Origin of the sequence: Methylocystis sp. ATCC 49242 (genome assembly GCF_000188155.2) — a bacterium.
Classification (GTDB): Bacteria; Pseudomonadota; Alphaproteobacteria; order Rhizobiales; family Beijerinckiaceae; genus Methylocystis.
Genome location: NZ_KE124774.1, coordinates 3,329,546 through 3,354,652, shown reverse-complemented (window position 1 = coordinate 3,354,652; position 25,107 = coordinate 3,329,546). Strand labels below are relative to the sequence as shown.

The window sequence follows — 25,107 nt, the reverse complement described above, 5'->3', positions numbered from 1 at the left end:
CAATCTTGCTTCCGGTTGGAGCAAAACGGCGGTTGGCTCGGCCGCAGCTTCGAGTCGCTACCTACGCAATCACCTGGCGCGAGATATAATGAACGAAGGACGCGTCTGCTTCTGCCTACAATTTGCCCGCTGCGAGGTCCCTGCTCAAGTTGAGCACTTGGGGGCTGGCCATTCTGAGCAGCTTATGATTTTCGTCAAGCCGCTCAACGCTCGGGGAAGCCCATGACGAAATCGAAATCTAGCAAGCCTAAGCATACGGTCGATCCAAAAGACATCCTGATCCAATATGAGTTCGTTCAGATGATCAGTATCCGATGTTTTCAGGCCACGTCTTTGATTCCGACGGGCGGCGCGTAGGCCCAAGGCATGAGTTCGTCGAGCTTGCTCGAGAGATGGCCGTTGACAATCTTGATGAGCACGTCGGTCATGTAGGCGAGCGGATCGACGCCATTGAGCTTGCACGTTTCGATGAGCGAGGCGACGATCGCCCAGTTCTCGGCGCCGCCGTCTGAGCCCGCGAAGAGCGCGTTCTTGTTGGCGAGCGCGACGGCGACGACATTTGGATGATGGCGTTCGCGCGCTTTGAGCAGCCAAAGGCTTCTCGGATCCTGCTTCCCTCGTATCCGGCCCAAGGCGGCGCGTGCGCCGTGGATAAGCAAGGTACGAAGATATCGGTCGCCGCGTTTGCTGATGCCGAGCAGCCGCGATCGGCCGCCACTCGATCGTTGTCTCGGGACAAGTCCGATCCATGCCGCGAACTGCCGTCCATTCTTGAAGCATTTTGCATCGCCAGCCGCTGCGACCAGCGCTGTCGCAGTAATAGGTCCAATTCCTTCGACCATGCCGAGGCGCTGACATGCTGCGCTTGTTCGATACAATTCCCGGATTTTGCGATCGTAAATTGCGACCCGCCTATCAAGGTCGATCAATTCCTCCCGCAATTCGCCGATCAACTCCCGAACAATGCTGTTCAGACCGTTGCTTTCCTCGTCGACGATCCGCGGCAAAGCGCGCCGAAGATTGCCGATGGTCTGCGCAATAACGACGCCGTGCTCGCCGAGTAGGCCGCGGATCTGGTTCACAAGTCTAACCCTATTGGCGACTAGACGACTGCGAATCCGATGAATAGCCTGGATCGCCAGCTGTTCGGCGGATTTGACCGGAACGAACCGCATGTTCGGACGGCCGACTGCTTCACAGATCGCCTCGGCGTCATTCCGATCATTCTTGTTGGATTTTACGTATGGCGTGACGAACTGCGGGCTGATCAATCGAACGTCATGCCCAAGCTCGGAGAACGTCTTGGCCCAATAATGCGCGCCGTTCGAGGCTTCCATTCCAACAATGCAGGGCGGAAGATTCGCGAAGAAGAGCGCAACGGCCGGGCGGCGTAAAGTCTTACGCAAAACGACTTTGCCGCGTTCGTCAACACCGTGAAGATGGAAAACATATTTCGCGAGATCGAGGCCGATACGGACGATGTGCATGGTCGTCTCCTGCTCTGCGAGTGACAGTTCGACATCCCAGCCTAGGCCAAGGGCGGGGTCCATACCATTGCCCCCGTTTTGGCAAGGTGATTCTTCGGCGACATTTCAGCGCGGCGCTTCTATCGGTCGTGTGTCAGGCCTCTTGACGTGGCCTGCTTTGCGTCACGGGCCGGCATGCCGTTCGAAGAACAGGGTCCACATCGGTTCAGAGAGCTTGGTTGGCTCGAGCCCCGGGACCGGCTTTCCCCATTCTGAACATTGAAGTCCTTGCCGCATATGTCGTCGGTCGATCTCCTCGCCGGAACCGGCGCTACGCCGGCCCTGTCAGCGCTTTTCCGCTTCGCGCCCGGTTGGGCTTTCGCGGATCACGCCATTCGGTAATTCTGTTCCCTGGTCATCATGGCCCAGATGATGCGCGCCATTTTGTTCGCGAGGGCGACGGCTGCGACCATCCTCGGCTTGCGGCCGAGAATGCGGCCAAGCCAATTGTCGGGCAATACGCCCTTGCGCACGATCCAGCGGATCCTGCTCATGGCGCCGACGATCAGCAACCGGCGGATATCGTTCTGCCCCATCTTGCTGACCGCCCCCAGTCGGGTTTTCCCGCCTGTCGAATGCTGGCGTGGCACAAGGCCGAGCCAGGCGGCGAAATTTCTGCCGCTCGAAAAAGCCCGCAAGTCCGGAGCGAAGGCGAGCACGGCTCCGGCGGTCACAGGGCCAACGTCCGGGACAGTGCAAAGACGCCGCATCTCGTCGTTTTCCTTCGTCGCTTTTTTGAGCCGCAGAGCCAGATCCTCGATCTTGGAAGTAATCGCTTCGATCTGATCGAGGAAGAGCTGGACGACGTCCCGCACTGCTTCTGGGACATCGACGCTTTCATCCTTCATCATGTCGACGAGTGACTTCAAATTCGCGGGGCCTTTCGCGACGACCAGTCCGAACTCCGCCAGGTGACCGCGAAGCGCGTTGATCAATTGCGTGCGTTGTCCGACGAAGCATTGATGGGCGCGGAAGGCGACGGCCCGCGCCTGATGTTCGGCGCTCTTGACCGCCACGCAATGCATGTTCGGCCGCAAAGCGGCCTCGGCGATCGCCGCAGCATCCGCGGCGTCATTCTTCTGACGCTTCACGAACGGCTTGACGTAGATCGGCGGGATCAGACGAACCTCGTGTCCACAAGCAACTCCCATTCGGCCCCAGTAATGGCTCGTCGCGCAGGCTTCCATCGCGACGATGCAGGGCGGCTGCGCCCGGAGGATTTGCTCGAGTTTCGAACGAGACACGGTCCGATTGAACAGAACCGCCCCACCGCGATCCGTCCCGCAAAGCTGAAAACTGCGTTTCGCCAAATCGATCGCCAAAACATGAACTTCAGACATATGCACGTCCTCCATAACTGCGCCTCCCGGCGCCGACCCAGCATCACACAATGCTGGGTGGAGGGGGCATCCACCCCATCAGTTCATAGCCCGTAGCAGCTGCCTGATTGAGAACCCTATTTGCAGTCCGTTTGTTTGGAAACTCGATATAGTAGTAGTTCGAATCTCCCCATTCATATTCATGCGTGGAACGAGTGACGGCGGAGAGCAAGGCTTCATGCAACGAAGTGCCTACATCGCCAAGCCATACTTCGCGGTAATCCTGCCAGGTCGCCTGAGCACGGTCTATTGCATCATCATCGTCATCACCAAGAACCACAACAATTCTATACATATCCTTGCATTCATAAAACATCTCAATATTCATAATTCGTCACCTCCAAAATGTGTTATGCTAACATTGTAATCTCAGCTGTCCGAGCTGCTCAATAAACGAAGCTGAAAAATTCATTTTTTTGTTCGATAAAAGACCAGAAAATAGATCAGTCACAGCACATAGATGGCCATCCATTTTGAGCTTCTTAAAAGAATTTCAGATGAGACAAGTAATTGAATCTATTCATTCTAAATCGATGTAAAAATCACCCACAAAAAGTCCTGAACTAGAAATCCAAAAATCGATTGTTCGAAACACAATGACCTGACTAACGACCAAAAAATCATGCCTTGGTCAGCCGCATATATGATTTTCTGTGATTGGGATTGATTGCTGTGTGGGATGATATTGTCTGAGCTGAATGCACCACGCTCGATGCTTGGATGCAGCTATCTTCGCTCTTGATGCTCGATCAACTCGCATCAGTCGAGCTCGATAGCGATTTTGTTTCATTGATTATTTTCTCGATGAGCTATTCTGATAGGACAGGTCATACTTAGCCCCGTTTTGGGGCTAAAGTTCATCGCCATTCTGATGAGGCGTCGGTCATCCGCATTGCACAGTCTCTTTTACGAGGTAGGGGTGGTTTGGCTGTCGACCATTATGTGCAGACTTTATTCAAACGCGACCGAGCAGCTGGCCATGCGAACGACCAGCTGTGGTCTGTGGGTTGCAGGTAGTCAACAGAGCCCACTCATGGCTCGGACTTCAGAACAGATGTCTGGTCCATGTCTTCGATATGTCAATTCGCCCTTTGCTCCTCTGCAGACCGTCCAACCGCTCAATCCATTGTCTTTAACCCGCATTCGCCGGATGACGCACGAATTTCTTGTACGAACCCGACTATTGGTGCATAATTTTCAGGATCTTGTGCTCGATTGGTCGAGGCGGCTATGGCGAACCCGACGGGTGAATCAAACCGCGAGGTTCTCCGGCTCGAATTCGACCGGCGATTGATGCTTCAGTTTCGCGGTTCGGTCGTGACCTCCGATGCCGGATTGCTCGCCTACCGCGAACTGGACGACGCGCTTGGCCTGAGCGCCTTGGCAGGCGAGACTCTCGCCGACGCCCGCACCGGAAAGAATGGCCGGCATGGTCTCGTCGGAATGTTTCGACAGTCTGTGTTCGGGCGGCTCGCCGGGTATGAGGACGTGAACGACGCCGAGCGGCTACGGCGTGATCCGGCAATGCGCTGGGTCGTCGGCGGCAGGGCCGCCATCTCCGGCGCGGCGTCGCCAAGCCAAATCGGCCGCTTCGAGACGCGCTGGCTCGCCGCCGAGAAGAACCTCTCCGCCCTGGCCGATCTTTCAGGCAGATGGATCGACCGCGTCCACAGCCGCCGACCGCCAAGAGGCATCCTGCTCGACATGGATTCGAGCGTCAGTCCTACCCACGACGAACAGGAAAAGAGCTGCTGGAACGGGCACTACGAGTGTACCTGCTATCATCCGTTGTTCTTGTTCAACCAGTTCGGCGATCTGGAGCGCTGCGCGCTGCGGCCGGGCAACGTCCATAGCGCCGACGGCTGGGAGAGCGTGCTCAAGCCGGTCCTGGCGCGCTACAAAGGTCGCGTCTCGCGCATCTACTTCCGCGGCGACGCCGGCTTCGCCAATCCTGAGATTTACGATTGTCTCGAAGCCGAGGGCCTCAAATACGCCATTCGCCTGCCGACGAACCGCGTCTTGCAAGAGCGGATTGCACATCTATTGACGCGCCCCGTGGGACGCCCGCCGAATGCCGTCCGGCGCTTCTATGCGAGCTTCCGCTATCAGGCTGGAAGCCGGAGGAAACCGCGCCGGGTCGTCGCGAAAGTCGAATGGCATGTGGGCGAGCTTTATCCGCGCGTCGGGTTCATCGTCACCAACATGGCGAGGCGCGCCGAGAATGTTGTCGCTTTCTACAACAAGCGCGGGACTTGCGAGCAATACATCAAGGAAGGCAAAGGGGCGATCAATTGGACCCGGCTGTCCTGTCGCTCCTTCGCTGCCAACGCCGTGCGTCTCCAGCTTCATGCGCTCGCTTACAACCTCGGCAACTTCCTGCGCACGCTCGCGACGCCCGAGCCGATCAAAGATTGGTCGCTGACGACGCTCAAGGAAAAGCTGATCAAGATTGGCGCGAAGGTCGTCGCTCACGCTCGCTATGTCGCCTTCCAGATGGCGGAGGTCGCGATTCCGCGAAGCTCGTTCGCTGACATCTTGCGGATGATCGCCGCGTTGCGAGCGCCGCCCTTGTCGTCAACGGCATAGGGCGTTTCCGCGTCATGAGTTCGAGCCAAAGGACGGAAGAGGTGCGTCTCGATGATGGAAAATCCAGCCAGTGCTGGTTGGTCCCCGGCGGGTTCGGTCGATCACCGGCCCGTATCCGCCCCTGAGGCTGCTCAGACCCGCGCCTCGGACTTGCCAAAGCGTCCAAATGACGCAAAGCTTACCTCCGAACCCGGGGTCATCTGGCGAATCCCGGATAGAAGCGTTCCGAAATCGGCATCAAATCAACGAACCGGCTGTTTTCCCCGCGGGGGGGCTCCCGGCGAATCCGGATTGTGGTATGGTTAGCGCCATGTTTGCGGATTACCTCGATCGATGGGAGCTGACTCCTGTCGGCGAGCCTGTCGTCACTCACAGCAGCAGATTGTTGCCGGTGAGGCGATATGGCGTCGCGGCAATGCTCAAAATAGCTTTGACCGAGCGCGAAAAGGTCGGCGGCGTCATCATGTCATGGTGGGGTGGAGACCGAGCGGCGCGTGTCCTAGCGAGAGACGGCGCAGCAATCCTGCTGGAGTGGGCCGAGAACAATATCTCGCTCGCCGACTTGGCGAGAAACGGGAGAGATGACGAGGCAAGTCGCATCATGTGCGAAGTCATAGCAGGCCTCCATGCTCCCAGACCCGATCCGCCGGGCGGGCTCCTGCCGCTAGACAAATGCCTCGAGGGGTTCGAATCAACGGCTGCGGGACTTGGGGGAATATTGGTGACGGCGGCCGCCGCGGCAAAGGACTTGCTCGCAGCGCCGCAAGACGTTGTCGTGCTGCATGGCGACATTCATCACGACAATATTCTCCATTTTGGCGCTCGAGGCTGGCTTGCGATCGATTCCATTCCCGGCCTCGGCGAGCGAGGATTCGATTACGCAAATATCTTCTGCAATCCGGACAGCGACTTAGCATTGGCGGGTGGTCGCCTCGCGCGGCAAGCCACCGTGATTGCCGAAGCTGCGGGGCTCGAGCGTCGACGGTTGCTGCAATGGGTTCTTTCCTACGCGGGTTGGTCCGTCACGTGGTTGTCTCATGATCCCGACGAAGCGAGCCTGCGTCTTGCCGTGGCGGAAGCGGCGGCGGCGGAATTAAATTGAAGGTCCAGTCCAGTGATCGTCATGAGGAGATCTGGAGCCCGTCATCTTTGATCGAGCGTCGATTTTCACGGAGAAAACGGCTCGGCGAAACGGGAAATTTCCGCAAGCAATTGACCCGTGTTTCGAACCGTCCCTGCCGCTCTCGCCTAGCGGCGACGAAGTGATGGACGCTGAATGTCGTGACACTCGGGCGGTAGCCTTGTTTTCAGACGCCGTCGGCCTCGATACGGGCGAGGCTGCGGAGGTCATGGACAAGGCTCGAATGCCGTTTTTGATTTCCCCGAAAGGACCGAATTAAAATTCTCCGCTTGCTCAGGTCGGGCAATCAGCCAATTGCGCGATCGGCGTTTTCTATCTCAATGGCGCTCCGGCTTTACGGTAAATTAATCCTTTTGATTTCTGCTCGAATTCGCGTGAGCATTCCGATTCCGGTTTGCTGGAACGCTGTGCGCGAGACTCGAGGCGCAGATGAGAGAAAACCCCATTTAAACAAAGGCGATATCACTGCAGGGCAATTTCGATGCCGCGAGCTCCCATTTCTCCGAGAACGACGCTTGACAAGTTTATTTAGCAACGAGACTCACATCGACGACAAAAAAGATCAAAAATTCCGATATTCTCTGCGATTTCGTTCTGGACGCCAAGTCTCGGGGTATTTCTCCCCTGGCTCATTGTTCCAGCCGTATAAAACCCGAGCCATAGCAATCTTGTATTGCGAGAACCTTTCGGCCTTCTCACGTTTGGTTTTAGCTGTGGTAAAATCGATCACTCGCATGGTCTTCGAGTTGGCGTAGCTGGCGTTGTGCCTTGGCCGATCATTCTGGCTTGATGTCCTATGTGTTTTTCTGTCTATTGGCTTCATGTCGTCACCTGTTTCCGTTGCTTGTTTATTTATACGCTCAATGTAGTTTTGGTTGCGATATTCTTGCGTTTAAGGACGCTGAAATTGCATAAATAGTTACAATATAAAATTCATTGGAGGACCTATGACCCATTCAGAAAACAGGCAATTTATCGAAAACATTTTCAATGAACTGAAGCAGCTTGGGGCTGTACGCAGCACGAATGATTTCAGCGTCAATTGGCTTGGCATGAACGCCGGCTATCTGCATTGCTTGAGGTCACGAGACCGCCAGCCAAGTCCGAGAGTGCTTGCTCACTGCTCCATGCGTCTCCGCCGAGCTAGCAATCTGCTCACCTCGGTCGAACAACCGCCAAAAGTTCAAAAAGTTGCCGAACGGATGAAGGAGCTGGCAGAAGCCTGTGCCGAAGCCGTGTTCGTCGAGTATGAGGCTTGAGATGCGTATCGCTGAAATTCTTCCCGTGGATGAGACCGTTGACCCGCAGGCTATCGCCATCAAGACCAAGGAGAACAAGATCAAGGCCGACAAGAAGGCGGTGAAGGTACAAAAAGCCCAGCTGCGTCTGCGAAAGGCACAACAGGGCTTGCTGCGGGCTCAGCAGGCATAGTCAGGTGCAGGGTCAAAGTTCGGCAGATATCGGCTATTCATGTTCGAGTTATTGATTTTGTAAACGTAATCTGTTGTCAATGGCGGGGACAAAATGTGCATGAAGGCGGCGTAAAAGTGTACCGGTCTGGTTTCGAGAAAAGGGCCGCACGGCCCTTGTAGTTTAGAGGGTGTTATGTACTTTGGTGATTGATTGTCTTAGTAGAATCGGATGTCTCCGATTCGCAAACCTTATCCGTCTGACGTCAGCGACGAAGAATGGTCGCTGGTTGCGCCTTATCTGACGCTCATGGACGAAGGCGCGCCGCAGCGTCAACATTCGCTGCGCGAGCTGTTCAACGGCCTGCGTTACGTGCTGCGCTACGGCATCGCCTGGCGCGCGCCATGCCCAACGATCTGCCGCCATGGTTCGCCGTGTATCAGCAATCGCAGCGCTGGCTGTCGGCGGGCGTGTTCGAGGCGCTTGCGCAGGATCTGCGCGCCCAGTTGCGCGTCGCTTCCGGGCGGGCGGCGGAGCCGACGGCGGCGATCATCGACAGCCGCACCTTGCGCTCGACCCCTGAGAGCGGCCCACGAGCGGGCTATGACGGCGCGAAGCGAAAGCGCGGCTCGAAGCTGCACATGGCAGTCGACACATTGGGCCCTTTGCTGGCGTTGCATGTCACGCCGGCGAATGTCGATGACCGCGCCGAGGCCGGCAAGCTCATCGCAGCCGTGCAGGATGTGACAGGCGAAAGCGTCGAACTCGTTTATGTCGATCAGGGCTACACCGGCGAAAAGGCGTCCGAGGCCGCAAAGGCGCAGGGCGCCGAGCCTTGCGTCGTCAAACTCGCCGAGGCCAAAAAAGGCTTCGTGTTGCTGCCCAAGCGCTGGGTGGTCGAGCGTTCATTCGCCTGGGCGACGCGATGCAGGCGGCTCGTCAAAGACTACGAGCGCTATGCTCAGACCCTCGCAGGACTCCACGTCGTCGCCTTCGCATGTCTCATGCTCAAGCGCGCAGCAGATTTCATGATCCAAGGTGCATAACACCCTCTAGTTGACGCGGGCGTTGAGGCGCGCGGAGCGTAGCGCAGCGCGGTTCAACGCGCGCGTCAACTAAACTACAAGGGCCGTGCGGCCCTTTTCTCGAAACCAGACCGGTACACTTTTACCCCGCCTTCATGCACATTTTGTCCCCGCCATTGACATTCGTCCATGAGCGTCAGATAAGGCGCAACCAGCGACCATTCTTCGTCGCTGACGTCAGACGGATAAGGTTTGCGAATCGGAGACATCCGATTCTACTAAGACAATCAATCACCAAAGTACATAACACCCTCTAGAGTGTGCGCAACATCTCCCAGGCATTGCGTTCGGCGCAGCAGTTGCCCCTCTCGCCGCGCTCACTCTCCACTCGCCCATGAGAGGGCGTCCTGGCGGCGGCTGCACGGGAAGATGGTCGGCTCTCCGCCGCCTTTATATTGTTCGGCTTCACTGACGGCGTCGTCGGGGACAACGAGCGCCCAACGGCGATACTGAGGTGGCTTCGCTGCGGCGGCCGTCTCGAGCGCAGAAACGATCTCGGCAAGATAGCCGTCAAGATCCGGATCCACGAAGAGAATGAACCCCGACGCCCCAGCCGGCGCCGCCTTTGCGAGAAGAAGGGCCTGCGCGACATCTTGCGCGATGACCGTGCCATTCGCAGTGAGACCAAACACCCCGGTGGGCAATCCAGCGGTTGGATCGAGCATGGAAGCGCTCCTTTTGTAGGGCGGGAAAAAATCGCTCGCATAAAATAACTCACGAATTTGAGCGATTGTCCGAACGACAGGAGTATAAAAGCGGTCGTTGATCGGTCAATGAGTTCCCTGCTCGTTTCGAGCGGCGGTCGCCTTGGCCGCGCGATCGCGCCAACGTATTCTGATACTCAACTCCAACATATGGCCCCCCATGAGCCCTCCACCGGACGAACGGATCGTCGCTCCCAGAAGTCACAGATGGATGGATGTTTTTTGGAAAAGCGCAAGAAAGCCCGAAGCAGGCGATGGGGCCTCGCTACGCGACCACAATGCGATCGAGCTCGCTATCCGGCTCTCGCTCATCGCCATCCTCATCTATTGGACGGCGGTCATCGTTTTTCCATTCGCGCCGATCATCGCCTGGAGCGTGATCATGGCGGTCGCGCTTTATCCTGTTTTCGCATGGCTTTCGTCCCGTCTCGGCGGCCGGCCGCGTCTGGCCGCCGTGGCGCTCACCTGCATGAGCCTCGTGCTGGTCGTCGGCCCCGTCACCTGGCTCGGCCTCGATCTGATCGAAGCCTCGACGGGCCTAATCGACAGCGTCAACGCGGGGAAGCTTGCCGTTCCGCCGCCGGTGGCGTCGGTGAAGGAATGGCCGCTCATCGGGCAGCAGCTCTACGACTTCTGGTCACTCGCCTCGACCAATATGCGCAGCGCGCTCGCGCCTTTGCTCCCGCAATTGAAGCCGCTCGGCGAGAAGCTTATCGAGGCGGTCAGCAGCGCCGGCGTCGGCACGCTGAAATTCCTGCTGTCGGTCGTCGTCATGGGGTTTCTGTTCCTTTACGCCGAGCCTCTCGTCGCCGTGGTCGAAAATCTCGCGTCTCGGATCGACGGCGCGCAGGGCGCGCGCTTCGTCGCTCTCGCGGGCGACACGATCCGCGCCGTATCGCGCGGCGTCATCGGCGTCTCCCTGCTTCAGGCGGTCGTCGCGGGCGCGGGCATGACGCTCGCCGCCGTGCCGGGCGCGAGCGTGCTGACGCTGCTCGTGCTCATCCTCGGCATCGTGCAAGTCGGACCCGGCCTCGTTACGGTTCCGGTGGCGATCTGGGCCTGGCTCAGTCTTTCTCCCCTGCCCGCCTTGGGCCTCACCATCTGCCTCGGCGCGGTTAGCCTGTCAGACGCGCTGGTCAAGCCCTTCTTCCTCTCGCGCGGTCTCACGACGCCGATGATCGTCACATTTGTCGGCGTGATCGGCGGCATATTGGCGCATGGCATCATCGGCCTCTTCGTGGGACCGATCGTCGTCGCCGTCGCCTGGAATCTTGCCGACGCCTGGCTTCACGATCGTGACGCCGGGAGTGGACGCTGACTCTCGCTTTGCGTAGGGCGCGCCGCGTGAGAGACAGGTGCGGACGTAATCGATGTGCGAACGCAGGACGAAATAGTCGCCCGAAAGCTCGCGCGGCAGACGCAGGGCCATCGCGGCGCGCTCCATCTCGTTCAACGGGTCGAGCCAGGCCTCGCGTCCCGTTTCGCCCGGAGAGTCGATGACGCTCTTTTCGAGCGCGGCCAGACGTTTGTAGACCGCGCCGATCTTTATCCGACCCTGCTTGACCCGATAATCGAAGATGAGCTTGATCGTCGGATAGGACAGAAGAAACAGCGGCACGACGTAGAACGACAGCCGGCTGAAAAATTCCGCGAGCCAGAACGGCATGTATCTCATCAGAAACGGCGCGCCGCTCTTGTAGAAGATCTTCGCCTCGTCGCTTTCCGGAATGTCGTCGTTCTTGAACGCCGGGAACTCTCCCCGCTTTTCGAAGAAGGCGGGGCGTCCATTGACGGCCTCCGCGGCTTGCAGAAACAGCATCTGAATGGCGGGGTGAAGCGACTCCTTGACCACGAGATCGGTCGTCGTCGCGATGATGTGGGCGTCCTGCGGCGGGAAGTTACGCGCAAGGTCGAGGCCGCCCATCGGCACCACCAGCGCCTGCCAATGGTTGACGATCCGCGCATAGGCCGGCGCGCGGGCGAAATTCGCCAGTTGCAGTTGGGGATTGCCGACTAGCGAGCGGATGTTCGGCGAATCCGCGCCGTCGACGAGAAGCACGGCGTCCACTTCGTTCCGATTGATCGCGGCGACAGCCTCGGCCGGGGGCATGATGATCAGATTTTTCGGGACGGGCTGCCTGTTGAGCGCCAGGAGCCGCATGGCGGCGGCGTAGGAGCCGCTTTCCGGCGGGCCCGTCGCGATGCGGCGTTCGCCCAGCGCCATGAATTTCTGAAGCTTGCCGCCATTGTCCGAGCCGCGGAAAAACAGCCAGACGGGCGCGTAATTGAGGCTGCCCAGCGATCTGATGCGGTCCGCCGCGCGTGGGTCGACGAGCCCGGCCTGGACGAAGGCTGCGTCAATCTTCTTTCCCGGATCGCCGATGAGCCGTGCGTTTTCGAGCACGCCCTGCGTCTGAACGATCTCGAGCCGGATGCCGCGCTCGGCAAAGAATTTACGATATTCCTCGGCGAAGGAGCGATAGGCCGAGCCGGGCGCGCCGGCCGCGAGCACGATGCGACCGGGCGGGGGCGGATTCGAAAACAGCAGAACGCCGAAGAGCGTCGCGGCCAGCGCAATGACGAGGTAGCGATGTTCGAGAAGGAGCTCGAAATCGCTGACGAGTTCCTCTCTCACCGCCCCCTGAAACGATCGAAGCCAGTCCGAAAGCCGCGTTTTTCCCTTGCCCATGGCCCAAACCGCCCGATCCCGCGCGCCGCTATTTCTCGGCCTGCTCCCTGGCCTGATCCTCGCGTCGCCACTCGCGCAGGCCATGCGAAATCAGGAAGAACAGCGTCGCGGCGATGATGAAGCAAACGAGGGCGATGATGAACTGGCCGTAGCCGATCACCGCGCCGACCTGCTTCGCCTCCGCATAACTCATATCGGCGTGCACGCCCGGTCCCACCGGAATGAAGTAGTCGGCCATGTCGCGGTTGTTGCCGGCGAAATGGCTGATGAGCGGCATGATGATGTCGACGACGAGAGAATCCACCACCTTCACGATCGCCAGGGCCAGCACGATGGTGAGCGCGATGTCGAGCGCACCCGCCCGCGCGAGATATTCCTTGAGACTGCGCATCTTTCCTGCTCTTCTCCAGTGCTTTCCGTCTTAATCAGCGAACTTCGCCCGGCTGCTAATCCTCCTCCAGCGCGCCCTCGTCGTTGACGGCATGGGCGAACCAGGCTGTCGCCGCAAGGCCCGCGAGGCTGACGAGGGCCATCAAAGCGACGACGCCGTCGAGGCCCCATGCCGCTTGCAGTTGCGGCACGACGAAGACACCCGCCGTCGCGCCGACCTTCGCCGCGCCGGCCGCGAAGCCACTCGCCGATGCGCGGATGGCGGTCGGGAAGAGCGTCGGCGCGAGGGTGAAGGTGGTGGCGTTGGGGCCGGCGTTCATAGCGAAATTGAACAGCACGAAGCCGCCGAACACGAAGCTCATGTGCATCATGGGGCCGTCATTGGCGACCGCCGCGAACAGCAGCAGCGTCATGCCGATCGCCATACCAGCGAAGCCGGCGATCTGCATGAAGATGCGCCCGAAGATCGGAACCGCCCAGATGCTGGCGAGAAAGCTGTCCATCTGGAACAGATCGACGACCGCGCTGCCCTCGGCGTCAGTGAAATCCGACGCGATCAGCCCGCCGCTCGCGCCGTCGACATGAAAGGCGCCGACGATCACCGGCGTGAACAGGCCGACGCCATAGGTGGCGACGTCCATGAGCAGCCATGGCAGCGAGACGAGCAGCGTGCGGGCGCGATAGCGCGCGCTGAACAGCGTCCCGAGCCCCGCCCCATGAAGGGACGGTTGCGCGGGCGGCGGCGCGGTCGGTTGCGCCGGAGCCGCCGCGACATCCGGCATCGCGGCGTCGCGGGCCGGCGCGCCCAATTGCGACAGAAGCGCCCGCGCCTCCTCGACGCGCCCTTTCGTCGCCAGCCAGCGCAGGCTTTCGGGCGCGCGTAGACGCGCGAGGAAATAGAGAGACGCGATGACGCCGCTCGCGCCGACGAGCAGCCGCCAGTCCGACGCCGCTGGGTGAAACTTCAGGATCGCCATGCCGGCGAGCGCGGCCGTGACCATGCCTACGGACTGGGTTCCGATCGTCGCGACGATCATGCGGGCGCGCGTCCGGGCGGGCATCGTCTCCGAAACATAGGTGGCGCTGGCCGGGAAATCCGCGCCGACCCCCGCCCCCGATAGCAATTGCGCGGCAACGAGCATCCACGGGTCCGACGCGAAGGCGCCGAGCAGCGCGGCGAGGATGACGACCGCCATGTCGATCACCATGACGCGCTTGCGGCCGAACTTGTCGGCGAGGACGCCGCCGATCGACCCGCTCGCCGCCGCGCCGACCACGAGGGCGGCGCCCATGAAGCCGATGACCAGCGGACCGAGCGAGAAATCCTGTTTCAGCAGCGGCACGGCGAGGCCCAGCGCGACGACGGTGAAGCCACCCAGAAAGGCGCCGCCGCTGGCGGCGAGCCACAGCATGTAATGACGCCAGTTCATCGGTGCCTGGTCGATCGCCCCGAAAAGCGGCCCCCTGGGAAGCGGGGCGGGGCTCAAGACTGCGCCGGCTCCGGCGTCGTTTCTGCTTCCGGCGGCACGGCCTCTCCATCCGTCTCGCGCTTCTTTTTCTTCTTCTTCATTCCCTTGCGCGTCTCGGCCTCGCTCGCCTGGCGATACAGCCGTCGGATTTCCTCTATGTCGACCGTTGGCTTGGGAGCCTCGATCTTCATGTCGTCCAGCGCGTCGGCGACGATCGCGGACATAGCGAGATTGCGGAACCATTTGTGGTTGGAGGGGATCACGAACCACGGCGCATGCTCGGTCGAGCAGCGCGAGAGCGCCGCCTCGAAAGCCTCTATATAATCGTCCCATTTGTTGCGCTCGGTATAATCGGTCGCGCTGATCTTCCACTGATGCGTCGGATCGTCGAGGCGCTCTTTGAAGCGCGCAAGCTGCTCCTCTTTCGAGATGTAGAGGAAAAATTTCAGAATTGTCGTATTGTTTTCGACCGACAGCAGCTTTTCCCATTCGTTGATGAAGTCGAAGCGCGGCTTCCAGATTTCCTTCGGAGCAAGCTTGTGCACGCGCACGACCAGCACATCCTCGTAGTGCGAGCGGTTGAAGATCGCGACGTTTCCGCGCGCCGGCGCATGCGGGTGAATTCGCCACAGGAAGTCGTGATCGCGCTCCTCGGCGGTCGGCTGCTTGAACCCCGTCACCTGTACCCCCTGCGGGTCCATGGCGCTCATCACATGCCAGCACGAGCCGTCCTTGCCCGCGCCGTCGATGCCCTGAAGGAGGATCAGGAGCGAATGGTTGCGCTCCGCATAGAGGGCGCGCTGGGCCTTGGTAATGCGCTGCAAATGATGTTGCAGCTCCTCGGCAGCCTCGACGTCGTTCGCGTGAGTTCCGTGAAACCCCGGGTCGATCGACGAGAGGTCAACCTTCGAGCCGGGATCGATGCGCAAGCGTTTCGTGAAATTCATCTTGCGCTCCGGTTTGCCCGGGACAGGGCTTTTCTCGCATCATTTTGTCCTGCGCGCGACCCAAGCCGTCAAGTCGCCGACTGGCCAAAATGATCAGTGTCCGCGTTATGGACAGGCGCGTGCTTGCGAAACGCATCGACTGGGGTCGGGACCACCGGCTTCCATGGAACCGTGAGACCGGCGCAGCGGCGCTCAAAACGGTCACCTGCTGCGTCGTCATTATCTCCAGCGTGTGGTCAAATAAGGGGTCAAGGAGGAACAAAATGAGTTTCAAGCAGATGACGCTTCTCGCGGCTGCAGCGGCCTTTTTCGCCGCGACGGCTGGCGAAGCGGACGCGCATTCTCTTGTTAGCCCCGCGACCGTTCGGTCCGGGCCAGGAATTCAATGGCCGGCCATCGCGAAAATACCGGCGGGAGTCGATGTAAATGTCTCCGGCTGCTACTCCGGCTGGCAAGGCGGCTGGTGCGCCGTGCAGTGGAAGAAAGTGAAGGGATATGTGCAGGTCGGCGCGCTGGCGCCCTCGGGCGCCAATGACGTCATCGTCGCCCCCATCGTCACGATCGATAACGTAAATCTGCGTAAGGGGCCGGGCACGAACTGGCCCTCACTCGCAGTGGTTCCCTCTGGCGAGAAGGTCGATGTCGCATATTGTTCGCAAGGCTGGCTCTATGGCTGGTGCAAGATCAGCTACGAAGGCCAGACGGGCTTCGTTAACGGGTTGGTCCTGAGACGCCAGAATGCCCCTTACGCCACGACTTTCTACTAATCTTGGTGTGGACCGGCGGCGAATGGTCATCGAAAGATCGATCAGGCTTCAGCGCCCGCGCGTCGGTCCTCGCCCCATCAGGGAGGCCCCATGAAACTGCGCTATTTCGCTTTTGTCGCCTGCCTGCTGGCCGCCCAGGGGGCTGTCGCCGACACCAAGAAGCCGGTCTCCAAGTGGACCTGCGAGGAGTTTCTCGCCGTCGAGAGCGACTTCCAGCCCAAAGTCGTCTATTTCGCGACCGCTAAGGAAAGGCCGGCAAGGCCGACTCCATCGTGGACATAGAGGGCACAGAGAAAGTCGTGCCGATGATCATCGACGACTGCAAGAAAGCGCCGGGAGAGTCTTTTCTGGCAAAGCGGAAGAATGCCTGGCGCAGCGTTGAGGCGGAAGCGAAGAAGGTGAAGGATAAAATGTGAATCGGCGGCCGGGCGCCGAGGAGAAGGAGCGACGGCGGTCCTTCAACTTGTCAGGCGCGTCAGAGCAGTTGCTTGATAAACACGCGCCTAGAGGCGATTGGACGCGATGGCGCCGAGCACAAAGCACGCTAGGCAAGAAAAAAACATCGCAGAGCCTTGCGAAATCGCTTGATGGCTCCTGACGCTCTGCACGGTTGCGGTCGGCGTAATATCGGGCCTTGGCGCGGTCGTCTTTCGCGCCATGATCGCCGTGAGTCGGCGTCGAACATTGACCTCCGCTCGATTTTTCATTTCACAATGCAATAATTACGCTTTGAACGGTTTGCCGGGATCACGGCTGAGCACCGATAGCTTCTAGTGTAAGAGCACCGATTGCTATTATTATAAATATGTCATGATCATTTGCGCTGTGGTCAGGATTGGACGCCAATTGACGCCTCAATGCGTCGAAGCGGGAAACGCGCCCGCCCGATGCGAATTTGCGTTGAACGGAATTCGCTCACACATCAATTTTGCCGCGCGGTCGGACGCAGGACCGCCCGCGCTTTTAATGGACTCGCCTTAAAAAAGGCGCGCCCACGACCGATTTTGCGGACAACTGCTCTTTCGTCAGAGAGGAGTAGGCAGCCCATGATCGGATGAAGCAATTGCAGGCCTTTCCGCCGAAAGGTTCGGAACCCCAGAAAATCTTCGTCAGCACGCCATGTTCGCCGTCCCCGGCGGCGACGGGACCGCCGTTCAGCGAGAGGGCGTTCCATACCGGCTCGTCGCCCCAGGCGACGCCGGCGCGATTGGTTCCGCTCCATATCGCAGTGTTGGTCGTGGACAGTTTAGGGAAGGAAAAGGTGCTGTACAACGTGTTGTCGGTATCTTCGCCAAGGCCGATCGCGAGCTCGTCGCGGGCGCTGGTGAGACCAAGCAAAGCCATGTCCGTCGCTGGTAGCTGACCGCTGGTTTCGACCACGAAGGCTTTGGCTTGGAGCAGAATCGGGTTTTCGCTGACGAGCATCTCGTCGCCCCGGACGACGAGCGAGGACGTGGTCGCTATGGGCGATGTGGCGCCGAGCGGGCGCGTCTCGTTTGGAACATTCTCATTCTGCACATATTGCACGGCGATCTTGTCGCCGGGAGTCGTAATCTGAAAACAGGTTATCGGGTCGGTTATGCCCGGTTGCACGAATGAGACGCGCGTCCACTCGGGTGTGATGGTCATCGTACGCCAGGTGGCCTTCGTTCCGGCCATGGTTTGCGCATCCGTCGCCATGTTCACGACGCCGCTGCCGTTGATCCGCTTGACATAGGCGGAAAATATACGTTCGTGGAACCACGCTTTGGCGGCCTGGCAGATTGTATTCGTTGCGCTGTCGGCGCCCCCTGTCAGGCTGGATGCTCCATTGACCACGCCATCGACGCCCATCTGGTCGCGCGCGACTTTCATCGTCGCGCCGGGAACCCAGACCGGATTGGTCAGATCGTTACTGTATTGCAATTGATTTTGCCGGGCGTCTTCCAACATCAGTCCTGCGGGAACCCAGGCGGAGCCGTTGTAGGCGTATCCGAAGCGCGGGCCGTAATAGGGCGATTCGCTCGTGGGATAATAGTCGGCGCTGGTCGTCTGATAGGTCACGAGCGACAATTGTTCGCCAAAGATGTGAATGGATGAGCCGATCGCGGGGCCGCCATTGTCGCCGCTGGCGGGAGCGAAACCCGGGTAGACAGTCGCGGACGCTGGAGCGAAGGCCTGGTCGACCTTGCACCAGCCGCCGCTGACGGCGGTCACGGTCAACGTTGTTCCTGGCGCCGTCGTTCCCGCCGTGCAACTCGACAGATTTATCCATGAGGGATGAGACGAACCATCATATCGGTCGATCTGCGCCCAGGACGCTGCGCCGGGGGCGAGATAGAGCGTGTTGAGATAGTTCAGACCGGGCTCCACTTTGACAGCCTGCCGGTAATAACTGCCTTTTTTCGCCGTCGATCGCATCGACCAGCCGGCCTTTCCACCGAAAGGATCAGCTTTGACGGCGGGGGCGATTTTCGCTGCGGCATGGCTCCAGGCTGGGTTGGAGAATGTATTGCTGTAGACTAGCAGATTATTCGGCGCGAAGGTCAGTCTGCCCGTGCTGTCGAACATCGTAGCGTTGGCGCCGGTGCGCGTGAAAGTCTCGACGCCGCACAACTTTCTGCCTGTCACATAATTGCAGGAATAAAGCAGCGCGCCGCCGGCCGGCGACGGCTGGCCTCGTGTCGGCGCGGTCACGGCGCCGGCTTCGTTCGACTGCGGTTGCGCCTCAACCTGCGTCGCAATCAATACGGAAGCGATTCCTGCAAATATGAACACACGCGGACAGCCGGCCATTTCGGATTTCCCTCCGCTTTCAATCTTGCGCGCGGCTCATCCTCCCCGGACTCCTTCGAGACGAGCGGGCCGGAAATCTTGACCGATATTTCCTCGATGGGCGCCGCGCCCGAATTCTTGGGTGGCTCGCACGCAAAAAAGGCTCGCTCCCACGACTGGCAGCGAGCCTTATCTCGATGTCCCCCGGCTAGGCCGGGGAACATCTGTCGTTTATCCCGCGTATATCACTTCGGACGAGCGGGCGGGGTATGCGGATCCCACAGAATGCCACCCGTGGTGACACCGGCGCCCGTGGTGGTGTTTCCGATGATCGAGTCCGGGGCATGATCTTGGGATTCCGCCAACGGCACCGGCTTTCCGTCGTCGCCAACTCGGACGGAAGACATGAGAACGCCGAGCAGGCCCATATTTTCAGACCTGGGGCATTGCGTGCTGGCGACGCCCTTCACAGCAAACCTGGCGTTCTCCGTCTTGATCACCTTGTATTCGAAGTTGCCGGGGTTGATAACCTCGGCGCCTCTTTCTCCATGCCAATTGTGGCTATGCTCGTCATCCCAGCGCTTGTATCCGAGCGGGACGAAATTGACGCTGTCCACGCAGACCCAGGAGGTGTGGAACGACTGTTCCCTCGAATTCCACACGTCGAAGCTCAGCTTCGTCAGATGCCAGTCGAAGTCCTGACGCAGATCCTGGTTGCAGCTGACGACCGCCAGATCATTTTCTTTGGTCTTCACCGGACCCAATTCAGCGCCGTTCGGCATGAACTCGGCGGTGTTATACGCCGGACAACCATCGTAATGGCCGCCCATGCCATTGAGCTTGATCTTGCCCGGTTCACCCTGAACCGTGTAAGGATCGGCCGGGAGACCACGCATGTTGCGCGCGACAAACCGCCAGGCGTTGTATTGGAAGGCGGACTTCACGTCGGTGGGCATGCGTTGAAGATCAGTAAGGTCGCGCTTTTTGCCTTCACCGTAGATCACCGTGGCCTTACCCGTCAGATGGTTGAAGGCGATCTGGTTATTGGCCCCAGTGTCGACAGCGAAACAAATCAGTTCGCCGCGGTAATGGCTTCCCGGCCTATAGCCGCCGTCCTGCTTCGGCCATTCGCCAGGCGTGACTCCATCGCCATCGCGGTCCCCGACGGTCCACGACACGGTCTGCTTGCCCGTCATCGTGAAGTCGAACGTATTGCGGCCCTTGCTCTCGTTCACATAAGTGCAAAGGATATGAACGCTGCCGAGGCCGTCGTTCGAAATCTCGACGAGCGTTTCCGCGCCCCTGTGACGCTCGACCGTGATGTGCGGGAAAATCAGGATACTGCCCTTCTGGGAAGTGTTCGCGACGTTCCAACCGGCAAGCGCGGACCCTGCGGTCAGCGTCATGCCCAATGAAAGCAATACACCTATCTTTTTCATCGTTAGCTCCTTCACTAGAGCTCCGCATTAGTCGCCGTTGCAGGACTAGTTATGCGGATCAATTAGCAAAGGGTGGCCATCATCCCGCGAGCGCCTTCCGGAAGCATAATGTCGCTTCCGGTCGCCAATCGGTCGAGTTGATGGCTGCCCCTCTCACATCCACTTCAATCAATATCGAAGCGGTCGACACGGAAAATGGAGAAAGATGAGCGCGAAGTCAACACGCAATTATATTCATAATGTCGCAATGCTCATATGATCGCATGCATGGTAAAAACGGCGCTGCGCCTTGGCATTTGATTGAAGAAACATTGGGATGCCGCCCGCTCGCTTCGGGCTCTATCCAGCCGGCTCGCCCGCCTCTCGATCAATCCTCCGCGAGGGATGTAATATTATGAATGTAATTCCATTTTTCGGTTTGCGGCGCGCGCGCGAATTTGATTTCCGAAGTGACGCGCGGAGCCAGCGCCGCAAGGACTGAGCTCGATATCGCCGCATCGACCAGAAAATTCCCGGGTCGCATCATCGAACGCGCATCGCCGCTGTCGACAATCAGAACTCGGAATTGTCCATCGCAAGTTTGCCGTCGTCGACCGAATCATGCGGCATTGCACCACACCAGCCACGACATGCGGCAAGCCTGTTGCGGTCAGGATAGAGGCGTGATCTATGCTTCTTTTTTGACCCGGCGGCTCGACCTCGAGTAGCGTGTCGAGAATGTTCGGGGCGATTGACGCGCCCCTTCGTCGTCGAAATGGCGCGCACCGCGACGCCTCCAGCGCGTTCTTCCCCGGCGCGGCCGACCTATATTTTCTCGATCACCGAAAATATTGCGTCGCTCAAGCAAAACCGACTGATTATTTGCGGCCGAGAGCGTTGAGCTTTGCCCCAAGCGCGCGCTTTATCGGCCGGGGCGCGAGAGCGGCGACAGTTCCGCCCCGCTCGGCAAAGTCCGCAGTCGACGCTCGAGAAGACGAACGAAGGTCTTCCGGCGCCATGTCGGAACTCGCTCGCAGCTTCTCGTCGCCGGCAATCCCGTTCAAGACGGCTCCTCTCTCGACGAGGATTTCTCCACAAAGCCAATTTCCTGTCACGCGCGCTGAAGAACGCACTTTGAGCAAATGCTTGGCTGTGATGGAGCCGGCGACCTCTCCGGAAATATCCGCCTCGCTAACGTCGATCTGACCATTGACGACGCCGGAGGGCCCGACAGTCAAGCTTTTGCTTATGATTTCACCCTCCACCACGCCATCGATCACGACGGATTCCTGAGCCCGAAGCACGCCGGTCAGCTTCGCGCCATTTCCGACAAAAATGACGCCTTCTTCAGCCTCGAACTCAGCCATTGCGGCTTCTCCTTCGACGAATCGCATTTGCGCACGGCGAAGACGTTCCGTCCGTTACGAGGCGAATTCATGGCCCGCCTCGAAGAGCTGCAAACTCTCGATTCCGTCGCTCATTGCCAAGGTCTCGTCAATACGCAGGGCTTCGATCTTGCGCCCACGCCGCACTGCTTTGCGAGATTGCCCCGCCTGACGACGGCCAGCCGGGCTGCTGCATGCGGGGCGCGGGAAATGGAGCGATCGTCGATATGCGGCCGGGCTTTCCGTCAGGGATAGTCGTGACGGTCAGAAGCCGGCGACAAGCGGCGCTGCGCCCCAGTTGAAATGATAGTTCACGCCAGCGCGAACGATATTGCCGCGAAAACTGGTCGACGAATGCGACGCGCCCGAGAAAGCGAGCGCGCCGACGCCAATGACCGTGCTCACCATCGGGGCGACACTATAAGTTACATTACCAAGGTCATAGTAAAGGTATTCCGCCTTGGCGCTCCAGTTCGGCACGAACATCCATTCGAGTCCGCCGCCGGCGGTCCAGCCCGCTCGCGCGCCGGAATAGGAACCGCTTGCAAAAATATTCGTTGCGCCTGCGACGGGCGTATAGCTCTGGAAGATGCTCGTGTTTGCGGAAACGCCGCCATAGGCGAGGCCGCTCGAGCCGAAAACGAGCAACGTCGGCGTGACAAGATAGCCGAGGCGGCCTCGCGCCGTGCCCAGATAATCGAGTGATTTGCCGACAGTAGCCAGTTGGCTCGCGGTCGAGCCGCCGAGGACGACAGGGTTGAACGCAGCGCCGGCGACGGACGAAGAACCGTCGCTCGAGGCGACGCCCTGAATATCCGCCTCGACGCCGGCGACAAAGGCGCCGCCGAACTGGTAATCGTAGCCGATCTGACCGCCGCCGATGAAGCCGCTCGCGTTCGCGGGCGCGCTGAACGTTCCAAGGATGGCGCTCGTGGTCCCGTATCCGGCCGGAATCGCGTCGAAAATCGGGAAAGTCGCGGTCTGTACCGAATTATTGTCGCTCCACGCGCCACCCGCGTTCAGGCCGAGGTAAAAGCCCGTCCACAACGGAGGCGGCGGAAGCGTCGCAGGCCCCTTGCTCGATGGGAGGTCCGCCGCGAGCGCTGATCCGGTCATCAGGGTCAACGTGAGAAAAGCGTTTTTCATCGGCGGACTCCCATCTGCAGTTCGCGACTGCCGTCGCCCTGCCGCTCGGGTCGACATTCGAAAATTCTTAACGCCTTTGGTTAATCAATCAACAACAATTGACCATGGATGGTCCGACAACGCCTTGCGAGAATCGGGCTTTGAGGAACGCCTCGTTTGCGCTCATTGCCCGCCGCTGAGTTTGGTGGCCAACAAGGCAAGCGTCCTGGCGTAGACCCGCGCCTGATTCCACTCGAGGAAGACCGGGAAATTTGGCTCGCCCTCCTCCCAGCCGGCGTCCGGCCGCCAGCCGCTTCCTCGCAGGAAGTTCGCGGTCGACGCCAGCGCGTCGGCGGTGGAATGGATGAGGTCGCGCCGCCCGTCGCCGTCGAAATCGACAGCATGTTTCAGATAGGACGACGGCATGAACTGCGTCTGGCCGATTTCGCCGGCCCAATCGCCGCGCATTTGCGCTGGCGACATGTCGCCGCGCTGGACTATCTTCAACGCGTCTTTCAATTCCTGTGTGAACTGCGCGGAGCGCCGACAGTCGTACGCCAGGGTCGCGAGCGCCTGCATCGTCTTGAAGTTTCCGTTGTCTGCCCCGTATCCCGTCTCCAGCCCCCAGATGGAGACGAGGACGGGACCGGGCACACCGTAACGCGCTTCGATCTGACGCAGCAGATTTGCATGTCGCTGAAGCAGCGCGCGGCCGCGGTTCAGGCGCGCGGGCGTGATCAGGCGCGCCGAGAATTTCTCGAAGCTTTGGCGGAAGATCTTCTGACCTCGGTCGCGGGAGATGACCGCACGATCATAGGAGGCGTCGGCAAGCGCAGCGTCGATCACATGCCGGGACATCCCCTCTGAGGCCGCCTCCTGCTTGAAGTCCTCCAGCCACGCGCCGAAGCCCGCAGCGGAGTTCCCGCAAGCCGCCGCGCCGGCGGCATTCGTCCATACCAGAAAAAGCGCGGCGGCGGTCAGCGTCTGGCGGACGTTCATCTTGGGTCTCCCTGAAGCGGTCCTTCGACCCATCGCAGCGTTTGGATAAGTCGCCGCGTCAACAACCGCAACCGGCGGCCGGTCGCCGCGCGCAAAACAGAGGCATCGCAAGGTCTTTCTCGACGTCCGCCATCGATTATCGCGCCAATCGCGATCGGCTTCATCGAACAGATATCAACGAAGGTCCATGTCATTCGCGCATATCGCATTCGGCATGGCGTCGTCAGCCCTCGTCCTCGCGCTCAAAATCCCGAATTGTTCATTTCGAAACGTTTTTTGTCCGCCTCAATAACGCGAGCGAGCGCGCTGCAATTTTGTGGATTTGCGGAATTACGCGCGGCGCACAGCTGATAGGCTTTCAGTGACTGTTCGTATGCTTCAAGCGCATAGTCTTCCTTCGCGGTCTCATCGTCGGCGGCAAGAGCATTGCCGCCGCCAATGAACGCAAAGGAGAAAGCGGCAAGCAGCAAAAAGCGCATGGTTACCCTCGATAGGCCGCCAATGTCGGCGACGCCGTTCGTATTCGCATTCTCGAATGATAGCGGCAAACCCGCGCAGCCGCCAGTGAGGACCGCCCTTTCCGCTATGACGGCTCTCGCTACGGAAATGTCTTCAGGGGCCGTCGACGACAGAAATTTGTCTGTCGATCAGAACAACCGCCTTCTGCGCACGCTCCTGTCTGGAGCGCGTTCGATAAAATGTGTGTGCTTTTTCTGTCCGAACGCGCGGCGAAATAAAAAGTCGGGGGAAATTCGAGTCTGCGGCGCCGCCTTCAGCCTGGCCGAGTTGGGCGGCGCGTTCGTCCTCGTCGAAATCCGCGAGCATCGCCATTGACCGCGGCCGCGGGGCGTCGCGCCATTTTTTGGTCAAATCAGGCGCGTAGAGTTTTTATTAGTAGGCGGCGCCACCGCCAGACAGAACGGCTCGCGACCTCGGATGTACAGGCGCGGGCCGTTTTCGTTGGTCAGGCCCCTTTTTTTCATTCGCCGGCAAGCCGGCGAGCGACAGCTGAGCTGAAATCATCTCCAGCGCCCGCGGCAATTCGGCCCGATACGAGCCGGATGGCGAAAACTGCGCCCGAAATGGCGAGCGATAGACTGTTTTCCCCCAAGGATTCCATTACTTCAATGGTAATAACCAACCTCCCCTCTTCCTACTAGCCCGGCCTGGCGCCGGGCTCTTTTTGTCTGCTGTGATCGGCGGCGCGGGGGAAGGCGGGTCATATTCCGCGCGCATTATGTCACGCGCCTCTTCACTTCATGAACGTCGGTCTTCGAAATTCGTATGATTTCAATATCCAGTTCGAGAAAAGCAATCGCATTCGTCTGAGGGG

21 protein-coding genes and 2 pseudogenes are annotated in these 25,107 nt (G+C 59.6%); 8 read left to right on the top strand and 15 right to left on the bottom strand.

The features are described from left to right. Window positions 1–320: 320 nt before the first annotated feature. The 3 genes from MET49242_RS18380 to MET49242_RS18370 form a co-directional block, all read right to left on the bottom strand. Window positions 321–1,487, bottom strand: coding sequence for an IS110 family transposase (locus tag MET49242_RS18380; protein ID WP_244452947.1), 1,167 nt, complete (start codon window positions 1,485–1,487; stop codon window positions 321–323). A gap of 365 nt (window positions 1,488–1,852) precedes the next feature. Further along, window positions 1,853–2,866, bottom strand: coding sequence for an IS110 family transposase (locus MET49242_RS18375; protein WP_036287984.1), 1,014 nt, complete (start codon window positions 2,864–2,866; stop codon window positions 1,853–1,855). A gap of 43 nt (window positions 2,867–2,909) precedes the next feature. Beyond that, window positions 2,910–3,233: a hypothetical protein gene (locus MET49242_RS18370; RefSeq protein WP_036285118.1), complete on the bottom strand. Its 324-nt coding sequence runs from the start codon at window positions 3,231–3,233 to the stop codon at window positions 2,910–2,912. A 902-nt stretch (window positions 3,234–4,135) separates the two neighbouring features. Between MET49242_RS18370 and MET49242_RS18365 the strand changes: the two genes are divergently transcribed. The 5 genes and pseudogenes from MET49242_RS18365 (at window position 4,136) to MET49242_RS18350 (ending at window position 9,088) form a co-directional block, all read left to right on the top strand. Continuing rightward, window positions 4,136–5,491: an IS1380 family transposase gene (locus MET49242_RS18365; RefSeq protein WP_051134303.1), complete on the top strand. Its 1,356-nt coding sequence runs from the start codon at window positions 4,136–4,138 to the stop codon at window positions 5,489–5,491. Window positions 5,492–5,801: 310 nt separating this feature from the next. Then, window positions 5,802–6,593 carry an aminoglycoside phosphotransferase family protein gene (locus MET49242_RS18360; protein WP_036288672.1) on the top strand — a complete coding sequence of 264 codons (792 nt, stop codon included), beginning with the start codon at window positions 5,802–5,804 and terminating at the stop codon, window positions 6,591–6,593. Window positions 6,594–7,579: 986 nt separating this feature from the next. Continuing rightward, entirely contained in the window at window positions 7,580–7,891 is a 312-nt protein-coding gene (locus tag MET49242_RS25230; protein ID WP_144259686.1) for a DUF6626 family protein, read from the top strand. Window position 7,892: 1 nt separating this feature from the next. Continuing rightward, entirely contained in the window at window positions 7,893–8,063 is a 171-nt protein-coding gene (locus tag MET49242_RS25585) for a hypothetical protein (protein WP_158497323.1), read from the top strand. Between the two features lie 210 nt (window positions 8,064–8,273). Beyond that, window positions 8,274–9,088: pseudogene (locus tag MET49242_RS18350) on the top strand (IS5 family transposase). A gap of 161 nt (window positions 9,089–9,249) precedes the next feature. Here MET49242_RS18350 and MET49242_RS25225 read toward each other — a convergent pair. Together MET49242_RS25225 and MET49242_RS18345 are read right to left on the bottom strand one after the other, a co-directional pair. Next, a pseudogene (locus tag MET49242_RS25225) lies at window positions 9,250–9,336 on the bottom strand (transposase); the annotation flags it as partial. A gap of 108 nt (window positions 9,337–9,444) precedes the next feature. Then, entirely contained in the window at window positions 9,445–9,792 is a 348-nt protein-coding gene (locus MET49242_RS18345) for a hypothetical protein (protein WP_036285116.1), read from the bottom strand. Window positions 9,793–10,042: 250 nt separating this feature from the next. On the opposite strand from MET49242_RS18345, the gene MET49242_RS24445 reads away from it, so the two are divergent. Further along, a complete protein-coding gene (locus MET49242_RS24445; protein WP_084679197.1) occupies window positions 10,043–11,149 on the top strand; it encodes an AI-2E family transporter in 1,107 nt (368 codons plus the stop codon). A gap of 1,399 nt (window positions 11,150–12,548) precedes the next feature. Here the strand turns inward: MET49242_RS24445 and MET49242_RS18325 are convergent. Genes MET49242_RS18325 through MET49242_RS18315 form a run of 3 tightly spaced genes read right to left on the bottom strand, consistent with a single transcriptional unit; the run spans window position 12,549 to window position 15,326 of the window. After that, entirely contained in the window at window positions 12,549–12,911 is a 363-nt protein-coding gene (locus MET49242_RS18325) for an MscL family protein (RefSeq protein ID WP_051134301.1), read from the bottom strand. Between the two features lie 55 nt (window positions 12,912–12,966). After that, window positions 12,967–14,397: an MFS transporter gene (locus tag MET49242_RS18320; protein ID WP_036285108.1), complete on the bottom strand. Its 1,431-nt coding sequence runs from the start codon at window positions 14,395–14,397 to the stop codon at window positions 12,967–12,969. Then, entirely contained in the window at window positions 14,394–15,326 is a 933-nt protein-coding gene (locus MET49242_RS18315; protein ID WP_084679194.1) for a polyphosphate kinase 2 family protein, read from the bottom strand. Before MET49242_RS18315 ends, MET49242_RS18320 begins: the two co-directional genes overlap by 4 nt. 263 nt (window positions 15,327–15,589) lie before the next feature. On the opposite strand from MET49242_RS18315, the gene MET49242_RS18310 reads away from it, so the two are divergent. Together MET49242_RS18310 and MET49242_RS26255 are read left to right on the top strand one after the other, a co-directional pair. Next, window positions 15,590–16,093 (top strand): SH3 domain-containing protein, encoded by a 504-nt coding sequence (locus MET49242_RS18310; RefSeq protein ID WP_158497322.1) that lies wholly within the window; start codon window positions 15,590–15,592, stop codon window positions 16,091–16,093. Window positions 16,094–16,183: 90 nt separating this feature from the next. Next, window positions 16,184–16,375, top strand: a complete 192-nt coding sequence (locus MET49242_RS26255) for an HdeA/HdeB family chaperone (protein WP_371212532.1) — start codon at window positions 16,184–16,186, stop codon at window positions 16,373–16,375. A 681-nt stretch (window positions 16,376–17,056) separates the two neighbouring features. Here the strand turns inward: MET49242_RS26255 and MET49242_RS18295 are convergent. The 7 genes from MET49242_RS18295 to MET49242_RS18260 all read right to left on the bottom strand — a co-directional run bounded on the left by MET49242_RS18295 (window position 17,057) and on the right by MET49242_RS18260 (window position 24,605). After that, window positions 17,057–18,868 carry a hypothetical protein gene (locus tag MET49242_RS18295; RefSeq protein WP_036285103.1) on the bottom strand — a complete coding sequence of 604 codons (1,812 nt, stop codon included), beginning with the start codon at window positions 18,866–18,868 and terminating at the stop codon, window positions 17,057–17,059. 224 nt (window positions 18,869–19,092) lie between these two features. Next, on the bottom strand, window positions 19,093–20,286 hold the full coding sequence (locus MET49242_RS18290; protein WP_144259685.1) for a hypothetical protein: 1,194 nt from the start codon (window positions 20,284–20,286) through the stop codon (window positions 19,093–19,095). Window positions 20,287–21,143: 857 nt separating this feature from the next. Continuing rightward, window positions 21,144–21,632 carry a polymer-forming cytoskeletal protein gene (locus MET49242_RS23530; protein WP_158497321.1) on the bottom strand — a complete coding sequence of 163 codons (489 nt, stop codon included), beginning with the start codon at window positions 21,630–21,632 and terminating at the stop codon, window positions 21,144–21,146. A gap of 282 nt (window positions 21,633–21,914) precedes the next feature. After that, window positions 21,915–22,796, bottom strand: coding sequence for an outer membrane protein (locus MET49242_RS18280; RefSeq protein ID WP_036285097.1), 882 nt, complete (start codon window positions 22,794–22,796; stop codon window positions 21,915–21,917). A gap of 162 nt (window positions 22,797–22,958) precedes the next feature. Beyond that, a complete protein-coding gene (locus MET49242_RS18275) occupies window positions 22,959–23,774 on the bottom strand; it encodes a lytic transglycosylase domain-containing protein (RefSeq protein ID WP_036285095.1) in 816 nt (271 codons plus the stop codon). A 242-nt stretch (window positions 23,775–24,016) separates the two neighbouring features. Continuing rightward, window positions 24,017–24,253: a hypothetical protein gene (locus tag MET49242_RS18265; RefSeq protein ID WP_036285093.1), complete on the bottom strand. Its 237-nt coding sequence runs from the start codon at window positions 24,251–24,253 to the stop codon at window positions 24,017–24,019. Between the two features lie 133 nt (window positions 24,254–24,386). Beyond that, the gene (locus tag MET49242_RS18260) at window positions 24,387–24,605 is read right to left on the bottom strand and encodes a hypothetical protein (RefSeq protein WP_036285092.1); all 219 of its coding nucleotides are present in this window, start codon (window positions 24,603–24,605) and stop codon (window positions 24,387–24,389) included. Window positions 24,606–25,107 lie beyond the last annotated feature (502 nt).